The 12,081-nt window shown below is 63.7% G+C and carries 11 protein-coding genes; 2 read left to right on the plus strand and 9 right to left on the minus strand.

Annotation, left to right across the window (positions count from 1 at the left end; all coding sequences use genetic code 11):
* Positions 1-37: 37 nt before the first annotated feature.
* Together AB7Z56_RS08445 and AB7Z56_RS08450 are read left to right on the plus strand one after the other, a co-directional pair.
* Complete coding sequence (locus AB7Z56_RS08445; protein WP_063981417.1) at positions 38-1,654, plus strand: SUMF1/EgtB/PvdO family nonheme iron enzyme; 1,617 nt, start codon at positions 38-40, stop codon at positions 1,652-1,654.
* Positions 1,655-1,671: 17 nt separating this feature from the next.
* Positions 1,672-2,118 carry a DUF4399 domain-containing protein gene (locus tag AB7Z56_RS08450; protein WP_063981418.1) on the plus strand — a complete coding sequence of 149 codons (447 nt, stop codon included), beginning with the start codon at positions 1,672-1,674 and terminating at the stop codon, positions 2,116-2,118.
* Here AB7Z56_RS08450 and AB7Z56_RS08455 read toward each other — a convergent pair whose 3' ends face one another.
* The 9 genes from AB7Z56_RS08455 to pqqB form a co-directional block, all read right to left on the minus strand.
* Positions 2,119-3,174 (minus strand): 2-oxoacid:ferredoxin oxidoreductase subunit beta, encoded by a 1,056-nt coding sequence (locus tag AB7Z56_RS08455; protein ID WP_441256184.1) that lies wholly within the window; start codon positions 3,172-3,174, stop codon positions 2,119-2,121.
* Entirely contained in the window at positions 3,171-5,018 is a 1,848-nt protein-coding gene (locus AB7Z56_RS08460; protein ID WP_063981420.1) for a 2-oxoacid:acceptor oxidoreductase subunit alpha, read from the minus strand. Before AB7Z56_RS08460 ends, AB7Z56_RS08455 begins: the two co-directional genes overlap by 4 nt.
* Positions 4,988-6,787, minus strand: coding sequence for an FAD-dependent oxidoreductase (locus tag AB7Z56_RS08465; protein WP_063981421.1), 1,800 nt, complete (start codon positions 6,785-6,787; stop codon positions 4,988-4,990). Before AB7Z56_RS08465 ends, AB7Z56_RS08460 begins: the two co-directional genes overlap by 31 nt.
* 235 nt (positions 6,788-7,022) lie before the next feature.
* Entirely contained in the window at positions 7,023-7,700 is a 678-nt protein-coding gene (locus tag AB7Z56_RS08470) for a DUF4286 family protein (protein ID WP_063981422.1), read from the minus strand.
* 143 nt (positions 7,701-7,843) lie between these two features.
* A complete protein-coding gene (gene pip, locus AB7Z56_RS08475; RefSeq protein WP_063981423.1) occupies positions 7,844-8,830 on the minus strand; it encodes a prolyl aminopeptidase in 987 nt (328 codons plus the stop codon).
* Positions 8,820-10,013, minus strand: a complete 1,194-nt coding sequence (pqqE, locus tag AB7Z56_RS08480; RefSeq protein ID WP_063981424.1) for a pyrroloquinoline quinone biosynthesis protein PqqE — start codon at positions 10,011-10,013, stop codon at positions 8,820-8,822. Before pqqE ends, pip begins: the two co-directional genes overlap by 11 nt.
* Positions 10,010-10,321, minus strand: coding sequence for a pyrroloquinoline quinone biosynthesis peptide chaperone PqqD (gene pqqD, locus AB7Z56_RS08485; protein WP_441256185.1), 312 nt, complete (start codon positions 10,319-10,321; stop codon positions 10,010-10,012). Before pqqD ends, pqqE begins: the two co-directional genes overlap by 4 nt.
* 12 nt (positions 10,322-10,333) lie before the next feature.
* Positions 10,334-11,089 (minus strand): pyrroloquinoline-quinone synthase PqqC, encoded by a 756-nt coding sequence (pqqC, locus tag AB7Z56_RS08490; RefSeq protein ID WP_175618535.1) that lies wholly within the window; start codon positions 11,087-11,089, stop codon positions 10,334-10,336.
* Positions 11,090-11,109: 20 nt separating this feature from the next.
* Positions 11,110-12,039, minus strand: coding sequence for a pyrroloquinoline quinone biosynthesis protein PqqB (pqqB, locus tag AB7Z56_RS08495; RefSeq protein WP_063981426.1), 930 nt, complete (start codon positions 12,037-12,039; stop codon positions 11,110-11,112).
* Positions 12,040-12,081: the final 42 nt, after the last annotated feature.

Here is a 12,081-nt window from a genome sequence, read left to right on the forward strand (position 1 = left end):
TGTCGTAAGCTCACCCGCGTTTGTGGAGTTCCCCGCAATGGGCGAGATTCGTAACTTCAGATCCGGAAATCATGACGAGCCGCCTCCACACGGCTCGATGCCGCGTCGTCTCGCCGCAATCATCGTCGGTGACATCGCTTCCTACAGCCGCTTGATGCAGGCCGACGAGGAAGGCACGCATGTTCGCGTTAAGCGGATCGAGCGGGATCTCATCGAGCCCAGCATCGTCGAACACCATGGAACGTTGGTGAAGACGACGGGAGACGGCTTCATCGCGATCTTCGACAGTCCCGTCGAGGCCGTTCGCTGCAGCATCGTCATCCAGCAGAATCTCGTCGGGCGCAACGCTTCGCTTCCGAAGGACTCCCGGATCGAATATCGGATTGGCGTCAATCTCGGTGATGTGATCGTAGAGCCGGACGATGTCTACGGCGACGGCGTCAACATCGCCACGCGCATCGAGGGTATCGCCGAGCCCGGTCAGGTCTATATCTCGGGCGCGATCTACGAGCAGATCAAGCACAAGGTGGTATGCGGCTATGAGTCGCTCGGCGACCGCAAGGTCAAGAACATCACCGATCCGGTGCGCGTCTATCGCGTGCTGCCGGACGCAGATGCGGTTGGGAGGACGCGAGGCCGGCGCGAGAATACCCTGATCTTCCTTCTGGGCGTCACGCTCCTCGTGATCGCTTCCGGTGTGTTGTGGTATCTGCTGGCGCAGCCGTCGGGCAGGGTGAGGGAGCAGGCCGCCGCGCCGACTGCTGCTCCGGTCGCATCGCCGAGCCCGCAACCTGCACCGCGAGAAGCCGCGACACAAACGCCGCAGCCGTCTCCTTCATTGGCGGCATCGTCTCCATCGCCCGCTCCGGCGCCAAGTGCTTCAGCGTCAAGTGCTCCGGCGCCAAGTGCTTCCGCGCCAAGTGCTTCGACGTCAAGTGCTTCGACGTCGAGTCCAGCACCAAGCCCATCGGCCACGTCGCTCCGCGAACCCGAGATGATCGCCATTCGCGGCGGCAGTTTCGCGATGGGAAGCAATGACGATCCGACCGAACGTCCCGTCCACCAGGTCACGGTCAAGCCGTTCTCGATCGGAAAGTATCCGGTGACCGTGCGGGAATGGAACGAATGCGCGGCTGCAAAGGCGTGCGGCTTCACCGCCATCGGCAAGGACGATGCGCCGATCACCAATGTGAGTTGGACCGACGCGCAGCAATATGCGGCCTGGCTCGCGCGGACCACGAAGAAGTCGTATCGGCTTCCGAGCGAAGCCGAATGGGAATACGCCGCGCGCGGCGGGACGCAGACGAAATATTGGTGGGGCGACAAGCTCCAGCCGGGCATGGCGGGATGCAAGGATTGCGGTGACCTCGCGGCCGAGCAGCCGGCGAAGGTCGGCAGCTTCAAGCCGAATCCGTTCGGCCTCCACGACATGGGTGGCGGTGTCGATCAGTGGGTCGAGGACTGCTGGCGCAGGACCTATCAGGGCGCACCCGGTGACGGCTCGGCATGGACCGGCGGGGACTGCTCGTCGCATGTCCTGCGCTCGGGTTCATGGAAGAACGATTCGAGATATGTGAGGCCGTCCAACCGCGATGGCTACGATACCAATGTTCGTTATCCGACGCATGGATTCCGCGTTGCGCTAAGTCCTTAAGTGGTGGAGTCATTTCGATGCAGATCATTCGTTGCGCCGCCCTGGCGGCGGCGCTCGCATTACTCCCAGGCGTCGCCTATCCGCAGGGCAAGACCGCTCCCAAGGATGCCAAGCTCTATTTCATCACCCCGCGTGACGGGCAGAAGGTTCGGGGCGGGTTCTGGGTCCGGTTCGGCTTGCGCAATATGGGCGTGACGCACGCCGGCGACGAGTACCAGAACGCCGGCCATCATCATTTGCTGGTCGACGTCAACGATCCCATCGATCCCAAGGAGCCGATCCCGCAGGACAAGTCGCATCTGCACTTCGGGGCGGGGCAGACCGAAACCCTGCTCGAACTTCCACCCGGGATGCACACGCTGCAACTGGTGCTGGGCGACGCGAAGCACTATCCGTTCGAGCCGCCTGTCGTATCGGAGAAGATCACCATACGTGTCAGGCAGCCGGTCGAGCGCGGTCGATGATCACCGCAGGCTGGCGTTGAACTTGTCCAGCGCAGCCGAGCCCGGGCACAGCGTGTCCGCCTCCAGCGTATTGAGCGGCGTCTCGACCGTGTTGAGATGCGTGTGCAGGTCTTCCGCATCGGGATCGACGTAGAGCAGACCGGTGACGATCTGGCCCTTGGCGGCGTGCTTCTGGAGGAAGGTCTGGGCGCCGAGGCGGTCGTGCGGGTCGTAATCCGCGTCGATCTTGCGCAGCGCGATCTTGCTGCCGTCGTGCTGCTCGACCACCTGCACCGTTCCCGGCGCATACTCGACGGCGATGGGATCGCGGCCGACCAGCACGTCGAGCCGGTTCACGGCGTCATTGTGCTCCCGCACATAGTCGAAGCTCTTGGTCGAGCCGGCGTGGTTGTTGAAGGCGATGCAGGGGCTGATGACGTCGATGAAGGATGCGCCCTTGTGGCCGATCGCGGCCGCGATCAGCGGCACCAGCTGGCTCTTGTCGCCGGAGAACGAGCGCGCGACGAAGGTGGCCCCTAGCTGCAGCGCGATCGCGACGAGGTCGATCGCGTTGTCGATGTTGGTGACGCCCTTCTTGGACTTCGAGCCGCGGTCGGCGGTGGCCGAGAACTGGCCCTTGGTCAGGCCGTAAACGCCGTTGTTCTCGACGATATAGGTCATGTTGACGCCGCGCCGGATCGAATGAGCGAACTGGCCGAAGCCGATCGAGGCGGAATCGCCGTCGCCGGAGACGCCGAGATAGATCAGATCGCGGTTGGCGAGGTTGGCGCCGGTCAAGACCGACGGCATGCGGCCGTGCACGGAGTTGAAGCCGTGCGAATTGCCCAGAAAATAGTCCGGCGTCTTCGAGGAGCAGCCGATGCCGGAGATTTTCGCAACCCGATGCGGCTCGATCGAGAGCTCGTAGCAGGCCTCGATGATCGAGGCCGTGATCGAGTCATGGCCGCAGCCGGCGCACAGGGTCGAGATCTTGCCCTCGTAGTCGCGGTGCGTGTACCCGAGCTCGTTCTTCTTGAGGCCCGGATGATGGAACTTCGGCTTGGCAATATAGGTCATGACACGGCCTTGCGGAGCGGGGTCACCTTGAGGTGATCCTGGTGGTCGCCAATGGCTTTTGCGATGAAACGGGCGGTGATCGGTGTGCCGTCGTAATGCACGATCGGCACCAGGCGCACCGGGTCGATGCCGTTCTCGTTGACGATGAGCTGGCGGAGCTGGGCGTCGCGGTTCTGCTCGACCACGTAGACGAAGTCGTGCTCGGCAAGGAAGCTCGCCACGCTCGAGTGGAACGGGAAGGCGCGGATGCGCAGGCGGTCGAGCTGATGTCCGCGCGCCTCCAGCAGGCCGATCGCCTCGTCCATCGCGGGCGAGGTCGAGCCGAAATAGATCACGCCATATTTGGTCGGCCGTTCCGCGTTGGCCTGGAGCGGGCGCGGGACCAGGTCCTGCGCGGTCTCGAACTTGCGCACCAGACGCTGCATGTTGTCGGCATAGACCGAGCCTTCCTCGGAGTAGCGCGCATAGCGGTCGCGCGAGGTGCCGCGGGTGAAATAGGAGCCCTTGGTCGGATGCGTGCCGGGATAGGTGCGGTAGGGAATGCCGTCGCCGTCGACGTCGAGATAGCGGCCGAAGTCGCGGCCTTCCTCCAGCATCTCCGTGGTCATCACCTTGCCGCGGTCATACTGTTTCGCGTCGTCCCACTTCAGCGGGCGGCAGAGACGGTGGTTCATCCCGATGTCGAGGTCGAGCATCAGGAAGATCGTGGTCTGGAGCCGCTCGGCAAGATCGAACGCGGCCGCCGCGAACTCGAAGGCCTCGGCCGGATCTTCCGGGAACAGCAGCACGTGCTTGGTGTCGCCATGCGAGGCATAGGCGCAGGCGATGATGTCGCATTGCTGGGTGCGGGTCGGCATGCCGGTCGAGGGACCGGCGCGCTGGATGTTCATGATCACGGCCGGAATCTCGGCGAAATAGGAGAGGCCGATGAACTCGGTCATCAAGGAGATGCCGGGGCCGGAGGTCGCGGTGAAGGCGCGGGCGCCGTTCCAGGAGGCGCCGATGACGATACCGATCGAAGCCAGCTCGTCCTCGCCCTGCACGATGGCGTATTTCGCCTTGCCCGTTTCAGGATCGTGCCGATACTTCTTGCAGTGGGCGGTGAAAGCCTCCGCCACCGACGAGGACGGCGTGATCGGATACCAGGCGCACACGGTGGCGCCGCCATAGACCGCGCCGAGCGCGGCGGCGCTGTTGCCCTCGATGAAGATGCGGTCGCCGACCTTGTCGGTTTTCTTCACCCGCAGCCCGATCGGGCATTTCAAATTCTGCAGCGCCCAGTCGCGGCCGAGATGCAGCGCATGGACGTTGGAGGAGAGCAGCTTCTCCTTGCCCTTGTACTGCTCGCCGATCAGCTGTTCGATCAGCTTCGGGTCCATGTCGAGCAGCGCCGAGAGGCTGCCCAGATAGATGATGTTCTTGAACAGCTGGCGCTGGCGCGGATCGGTGTAGGTCGAGTTGGTGATCGCGGTGAGCGGCACGCCGATCACAGTGATGTCGTCGCGGAATTTGGTCGACGGCATCGGCTTGGTGGAATCGTAGAACAGATAGCCGCCGGGCTCGATGCCGGCGATGTCCTTGTCCCAGGTCTGCGGGTTCATCGCCACCATCATGTCGACGCCGCCACGGGCGCCGAGATGGCCGTCTTCCGTCACCCGCACCTCGTACCAGGTCGGCAGGCCCTGGATGTTGGAGGGGAAGATGTTGCGGGGGGAGACCGGAACGCCGTGACGCAGGATCGCGCGCGCGAACATCTCGTTGGCGCTGGCCGAGCCCGAGCCGTTGACGTTGGCGAAGCGGACGACGAAGTCGTTTACGCTGCTGAGCGGCTTTTTGTCGGACATGTCGAACCTGCGTAAGTCATCTCGATGAAATATTTCTGCATGTCCCAGGCTCCGGTGGGACAGCGCTCGGCGCACAGCCCGCAATGCAGGCAGACGTCCTCGTCCTTGACCATCACGCGCCCGGTCTTGAGGTCGCTGGAGACGTAAAGGTCCTGGTCGGGATGTGGCGAGGGCGCCTTCAGGCGCTGGCGTAGGTCGCTTTCCTCGCCATTATCAGTGAAGGTGATGCAGTCCATCGGGCAGATATCGACGCAGGCGTCGCACTCGATGCAGAGCGAGGTCGAGAACACGGTCTGGACGTCGCAGTTCAGGCAGCGCTCGGCTTCGCCCAGCGCCAGCTTGACGTCGTAGCCGAGCTCGACCTCGGTTCGGATGTCCTTCAGCGCAATCACCTTGTCGCGATGCGGAACCTTGAAGCGCTTGTCGTTGGAGATGTCGTTGTCATAGCTCCATTCGTGGATGCCCATCTTCTGCGAGGAGATTTGCACCTCCGGCAGCGGCCGTTCGGTGATGTCATCGCCCGAGAGCATCTTGTGGATCGACAGCGCGGCGTCGTGGCCCTGCGCCACGGCCCAGATGATGTTCTTCGGGCCGAACGCGGCGTCGCCGCCGAAGAACACTTTCGGATTGGTCGAGACGAAGGTCTTCGGATCGACCTTGGGCATGTGCCATTTGTCGAACTCGATGCCGCAATCCTGCTCGATCCAGGGGAAGGCGTTCTCCTGGCCGACCGCGACCAGCACGTCGTCGCAGGGAATGGTTTGATCGGGGTCGCCCGAAGGCACCAGATTGCGGCGGCCTTTGGCGTCGTATTCGGCTTTGACGTGCTGGAAGGTGACGCCGATGAGCTTGCCGGCGACATGCTTGAATGCCACCGGCACCATGTAGTTGAGGATCGGAATGTCCTCGTGGATCGCGTCTTCCTTCTCCCAGGGCGAGGCCTTCATCTCCTCGAAGCCGGAGCGCACAATGACTTTCACGTCTGCGCCGCCGAGGCGGCGCGCGGTGCGGCAGCAATCCATCGCGGTGTTGCCGCCGCCGAGCACGATCACGCGCTTGCCGATCTTGTCGATATGGCCGAATGACACCGAAGACAGCCAATCGATGCCGATATGGATGTTGGCGGCAGCCTCTTTCCGGCCCGGAACATCGAGCTCGCGTCCGCGCGGTGCGCCGGAGCCGACGAAGATCGCGTCGTATTTCTCCGCGAGCAGCGCCTTCATGCTCTCGATGCGGTGGCCGCCTTTGAATTCGACGCCGAGATCGAGGATGTAGCCGGTCTCCTCGTCAATGACCGAATTGGGCAGGCGGAATTTCGGGATTTGCGTGCGCATCATGCCGCCGGCCTCGGGATCGCCGTCGAACACGGTGCAGTGATAGCCGAGCGGGGCAAGATCGCGCGCCACCGTCAGCGAGGCGGGGCCACCGCCGACGAACGCAACGCGCTTGCCGTTCTTCGGCGACGGACGCGGCAGGCGCTGCCTGATGTCGTCCTTGAAGTCGGCGGCGACGCGCTTGAGGCGGCAGATCGCCACCGGCGTTTCCTCGACGCGTCCGCGACGGCACGCCGGCTCGCATGGACGATCGCAGGTGCGTCCCAGAATTCCGGGAAACACGTTCGATTTCCAATTGATCATGTAGGCGTCGCTGTAGCGGCCTTGTGCGATCAGTCGGATGTATTCGGGAACCGGGGTGTGTGCAGGACAGGCCCACTGGCAATCGACCACTTTGTGAAAGTAGTCGGGGGCCGCGATGTCGGTCGGTTTCATTCCTACCCTGTCCGCACAGGCCCAAAGACCCGGCGGCCTTTTCTTGAGCTTGGCGAACGCTAATGCGCGTCGATCTGGTTTATGAATGACGTCATTGGGTTAGCTTATTAGAATCATTCCGAAGTACAACGGCAAATTTATGCGATCACCTGCTTTCATAGGTGCTGCGCGCGCTCAGCATTAACGGCCGCACGCAAGGTGCGTGCGGTGCAATATGTTGCGTTGCGGATGGCCGCTAGCCGGACGCGATATCGCTCTTCGCGAGATCCCACATCAGGCTGTAAGTGCCGACGGAGACAGGAAGCGGGAAGGGCGATGCGGCGGGGCCGGTGAAGCGTTCGGCAATGACCGCGGAGACCGCGCCGACATGCGTGCCGTCGATCAGCACGAACCAGTCGCGCGCGCCCTCATTGCGCACCGCTGGAATGTCTGCGGTCGCGCCCGACAATTCCGGCTCGCTTTCGAGCAGATGCATCGAGATGATGCCCTCGCGCTCCCCGGGCGTCAGCTTTTCGTGCAGTGCATCACGCCATGTCCCGGCATTGTCGGCGCTCGGCCGCAGCCGCACCAGCCCGAGTGCTGCGCCGCGACCGGTGCCCTTGCTGATGGTGATGCGCGCGACCACGCGCAGCATGTTCTTGAAATGCGCCATGGTCCGCCGCGACCATTCGGTCTGGTTGGCGAGGCGGGCCCGGTAGGCGGGACTGTCGAGCACGTCGAGCGTCGCGGTCGAGTACAGCGAGAGATATTTGGGATTGGCAGCATGCGCGACATAGCGCCGCGCCTCCAGGAAACCCTCGATCGCGACGCGCTCTTCCAGATGCTCGCGATCGTACCAGCGATTGAAATCGGCCTCATCTGGAACGTCGATGTTCATCGACGTCAGCAGCATGCCTTGCCCGGCGAGCGGCATTGTTCTTGTCCTTCCCATTCAGACCCTCATGGCGAGGAGCCACGAAGTGGCGTCGCGAACCATGAAGGCCCCACTGCTAGATCCGGGCCTTATCCTTCGAGACGCGTTCCTTTTGGAGCGCTCCTCAGGATGAGGAGATCGATCTAGCGCGCGGCTTTCGACGCGAGATCGGCGATCGACTTCATGACCGCGTCCCGCACGCCGGCATCATAGAGCGAATGTCCGGCTTCTTCCACGATCCGAATCTCGGAACCCGGCCAAACTTTCGCAAGCCGCTCGGATGTCTCAGGAGGGCACAACAGATCGTAGCGGCCCTGCACGATGATGCCGGGAATGCCAGCGAGCTTGCCGGCGTTCCGCAACAGCTGGTCGTCCGTCATGAAGCTGTCGTGGACGAAATAATGTGCCTCCATGAATGGCGTCGCAGGCAGCGTGCGCCACACGTTCAGCGATGCGAGGTCCAGCCCCGTCTTGGCCGCCTTGTGCTCAGACAGGACGCGTTCGGTGTCGTGCCAGGCCCGCGCGGCGGGACCATGCAGGGCCGGATCGGCATCGAGGATGCGGCGCCAATAGGCGTCCACCGGGTGTGCGCGCTCATCGGGCGGCAGCACGCTGAGAAAATCCTCGTGGAGCGCTGGATAGAATTGCGACAGGCGCGACGTGAAAGCGGTTTCGACCTCGGCACGGGTGCCCAGGAAGGTTGCGCGGAGCGCAATGCCGGAGATGCGGTCGGGATGGGCCTCGGCATAGGCCAGCGCCAGCGTCGCGCCCCAGGAGCCGCCGACCACCATCCAGCGGTCGAAGCCGAATTTCTCGCGGATCTTCTCCATGTCCGCGATCAGATGCGCCGTCGTGTTATTTTCCCGCGATCCCTTGGGACGGCTGCGGCCGCAGCCGCGCTGGTCGAACAGCACCGCGCAGAAGCGTTCGGGATCGAACAGCTTGCGATGGTCGGGTTGGCAGCCGCTGCCGGGCCCGCCATGCAGATAGATGGCGGGGATGCCGTCAGCGCGGCCGACGCTCTCGACATAGAGCTCGTGGCCGTCGCCGACGTCGAGCATGTCGGAGGTCAGCGGCGCAAAGGGATCGGCACGTTTGGCGGATGCGGCCGCGTCGGCGTCAGGCATCATTCCCGGATTCCAGAGTGCCGCCGGCGAAATTGCGATAGAGGAAGCGGTTGGTCTCGCCCTCGGCCTCGCGCTCGGCCTGCTTGAAGATGGTCTCGTGCAGCGGCGACAGCGCGCAGGCGGGATCGGTGTTGGCGGCGTCGCCCGTCAGCGCAAAGGCCTGGCAGCGGCAGCCGCCGAAATCGATCTCGCGGAATTCGCAGGTCTTGCACGGCTCCTTCATCCAACCGGTGCCGCGATAGCGGTTGAAGGCGTCCGAGTTCTGCCAGATCCAGGCGATCGAATGATTGGAGCGCACGGATTCGAAGTCGAGCCCGGTGATGCTCTCGGCGGCGTGGCAGGGCAGCACCTTGCCGGCCGGCGAGATGTTGAAGAACTGCCGGCCCCAGCCGCCCATGCATTTCTTCGGCCGCAGCGCGTAATAATCGGGAACGACGTAGTCGATGGCGAGCGTGCCCTTCAGCCGCTCGCGCGCCTCCTCGACGATGCGGGTGCATTCGTCTAACTGCGCCACGGTCGGCATCAGCGCGGCGCGGTTCTTCAGCGCCCAGCCGTAATATTGGACATTGGCGACCTCGAGCCGGTCGGCATCGAGATCGATCGACATCTGGATGATGTCGGGGAGCTGGTGCAGGTTCTGCCGGTGCATCACCGCGTTCACGGTGAGCGGCAGATCGAGCTCGCGCGTCCATTTCGCCACTTCGAGCTTCTTGCGATGCCCGTTCTTGTAGCCGGCGACGCGGTCGGCGAGACCTTCTTCAACGCCCTGGAAACTGATCTGCACATGGCAGAGCCCGGCATCCGCCAGCTCGCTCAGCCGCTCGCGCGTCAGCAGCACGGCCGAGGTGATCAGATTGGTATAGAGGCCGACGTCGCTGGCATGCTTGACCAGCTCGACGAGGTCCTTCCGCGCCGTCGGCTCGCCGCCGGAGAAATGCACCTGGAGCACGCCGATCTCGGCGAGCTCGCTCAAGACCTTCTTCCACTCCTCGGTCGTCAGTTCCTTGCCGGAGCGGTCGAGCTCGACCGGATTGGAGCAATAGGGGCATTGCAGCGGGCAGCGATGCGTGATCTCGAGCAATACGGCGAGCGGAATGCCGAACGTCTCCGCTGTCGAGCGTTGCTTCTCCAGCACCGCGAGGCTGTCGCTGATGTCGGGCGGAAGATTGCCGAGCAGGTCGCTCATGACGTCTTCTCCCGGGCCTCGGTGAGGAAGCCCTTGTCGGCGAGATCCTGCAGCATGACGATGATGTCCGCCAGGATCGCTTCGCGCGGCGCGGCGTATTTCGCGGCCAGCTGGTCGGCGACGTCGCCGACATTGCGCTCGCCATCGCAGAGCTGCAAGACCTCGACCGCGATCTCGTCGGGCGCCAGCACCCGTTCCGGCGCCAGGATCACCCAGACCTTGCGCGTCTCGTCATATTTCAGCTTGGCATGCCGCGGCAGCACCGGGCGGCTTGCCTCGCTGACGCTGATGTTCCGCGGCCCGGCCATTGCTCTGATCCCTCAGCTCGCTTTGGGCACGAAGGCGCCCGGCGGAATGTGGCCCTCGACATAGGCGTGCTGGAGCGCATCGAGCTGCACCCACAGCACGTTGGTCTTGAAGATCAGCGCGTTGCAGACGGAGGCGCGCTGCTCCGGCGTCGTGGCATGCGCCTTGACGTAGTCGAGCGCGAAACCGGCATCGCGCGGCGCCTGCGCTAAGCGTCGCTTGAAGTAGCTCATGATGTCGGGATTGACGAAGTCGTAGTGCTCCAGCATGCCGGAGATGCGCTCCTCGTGCAGGTTCGGCGCGAACAATTCGGTGAGCGAGGAGGCGATCGCCTCCAGCGGGCTCTTCTCGCGGCAGTAATGGACATAGGCTTCGACCGCGAAGCGCGTCGCCGGCAAGATGCCTTCGGTCGATTCCACATAGGCCGTGTCGAGGCCGAGGCCTTCGGTCAGCTTCAGCCAGCGCTCGATACCGCCCTCGCTGCCGACGTCGCCGTCATGGTCCTCGATGCGGTGGCGCCATTCCAGCCGCGTAGCGCGGTCGCGGAAGCGCGAGATCACCACGGCGTCCTTGATCGGGATCGTGCTCTGGTAATAGTAGCGGTTCAGCGCCCAGGCCTGCACCTGGCCCTTGTTCAGCTTGCCGCCGTGCAGCAGCTTATGGAACGGATGCAGGCTGTGATAGCGCGTAGCCCCGATATGGCGCAGCGTCGCCTCAAGCTCCTCGGCCGAGTTGAGCCTGATGTCCTTGCCAACAGAGAGCGCGGTCATTCCAGTCAGTGACGCGGCATTCACAGCACGATCTCCGTTCCGTCGGCGGGTATCCGCCAGCCCGCGGCCTCAAGCGCTTTACGCTCCGGCGTATCGGGCAGCAGCGCCGGATTCGAGTTATTGATATGCAGAAACATCTTCCTGTCGAGAGTGAGGTCGGCGAGGCGCGCGATCGCGCCATCGTGACCGGACATCGCGACATGGCCCATGCTCTTGCCGGTCTTGTGGCCGAGCCCGGCCTTGATCATCTCGTCATCCTGCCAGACCGTGCCGTCAAAGAACACCAGTGCTGCGCCATCGATCTCGGCCTTGAGCGCATCGGTCACCTCGGCGCAGGCGGCGATGAAGTAGAAGCACTTGCCGGTTGATTTGTCCGTGATCTTGAGTCCCAGCGTATCGCCGTCGCCGGTCTCGCCGCCGGGATGCGCCTTACCTTCCAGATACCAGGCCGACTTGCCGGGCACCGCGAAGGGCAGCACCTCAAGTCCTGAGCGCGCGCCATCAGGCAGCCGCGGCTCGAACGGCTCGTGGATGGAAATCGGCTGGCGCTGTACGTTCTTCTCGTTCAGGACGTTGAAGATGCTGTTGCTCTTCAGGATCGCCAGCACCTTCTGATGCGCATAGACCGTGAAGGGTGAGCCCTCGCGCATCGACAGCAGGCCCGCGACCGCATCCACCTCGCTGTTGGTCAGGATCACGCCTGCAACAGGTGTATGGCGCAGCGCGCCGGCCTTGGGATGCAGCTGCGGCGTGGCGTTCAATTGCTGGCGAAGATCGGGGGAGGCGTTGATCAGGAACCAGTGCTCGCCGTCGCCACTGAAAGCGACCGAGGCTTGGGTTCTCTGAAGCTCCTGGCCATTTTCACGGGCCGCCCGGCAGCCCTCACACCCGCAGTTCCATTGCGGGACTCCGCCGCCGGCCCCGGCGCCCAGGACGACGACGCGAAGCATAATACGTCTCCTGGAGGGAACGTCGCGAGGTGGATCTCAGGC

It is taken from the genome of Bradyrhizobium sp. 482_C4_N1_8 (genome assembly GCF_052075965.1).
Taxonomy (GTDB): Bacteria; Pseudomonadota; Alphaproteobacteria; order Rhizobiales; family Xanthobacteraceae; genus Bradyrhizobium; species Bradyrhizobium barranii.

Excerpts from the sequence above, each read along its gene's own strand:
- AB7Z56_RS08460 (WP_063981420.1), bottom strand. The coding sequence starts at position 5,018 with ATGTCCGACAAAAAGCCGCTCAGCAGCGTAAACGACTTCGTCGTCCGC.
- pqqD (WP_441256185.1), bottom strand. The coding sequence starts at position 10,321 with ATGGCCGGGCCGCGGAACATCAGCGTCAGCGAGGCAAGCCGCCCGGTG.
- AB7Z56_RS08445 (WP_063981417.1), top strand. The coding sequence starts at position 38 with ATGGGCGAGATTCGTAACTTCAGATCCGGAAATCATGACGAGCCGCCT.
- pip (WP_063981423.1), bottom strand. The coding sequence starts at position 8,830 with ATGATGCCTGACGCCGACGCGGCCGCATCCGCCAAACGTGCCGATCCC.
- AB7Z56_RS08470 (WP_063981422.1), bottom strand. The coding sequence starts at position 7,700 with ATGCCGCTCGCCGGGCAAGGCATGCTGCTGACGTCGATGAACATCGAC.
- AB7Z56_RS08465 (WP_063981421.1), bottom strand. The coding sequence starts at position 6,787 with ATGAAACCGACCGACATCGCGGCCCCCGACTACTTTCACAAAGTGGTC.
- pqqB (WP_063981426.1), bottom strand. The coding sequence starts at position 12,039 with ATGCTTCGCGTCGTCGTCCTGGGCGCCGGGGCCGGCGGCGGAGTCCCG.
- AB7Z56_RS08450 (WP_063981418.1), top strand. The coding sequence starts at position 1,672 with ATGCAGATCATTCGTTGCGCCGCCCTGGCGGCGGCGCTCGCATTACTC.
- pqqE (WP_063981424.1), bottom strand. The coding sequence starts at position 10,013 with ATGAGCGACCTGCTCGGCAATCTTCCGCCCGACATCAGCGACAGCCTC.
- pqqC (WP_175618535.1), bottom strand. The coding sequence starts at position 11,089 with ATGACCGCGCTCTCTGTTGGCAAGGACATCAGGCTCAACTCGGCCGAG.
- AB7Z56_RS08455 (WP_441256184.1), bottom strand. The coding sequence starts at position 3,174 with ATGACCTATATTGCCAAGCCGAAGTTCCATCATCCGGGCCTCAAGAAG.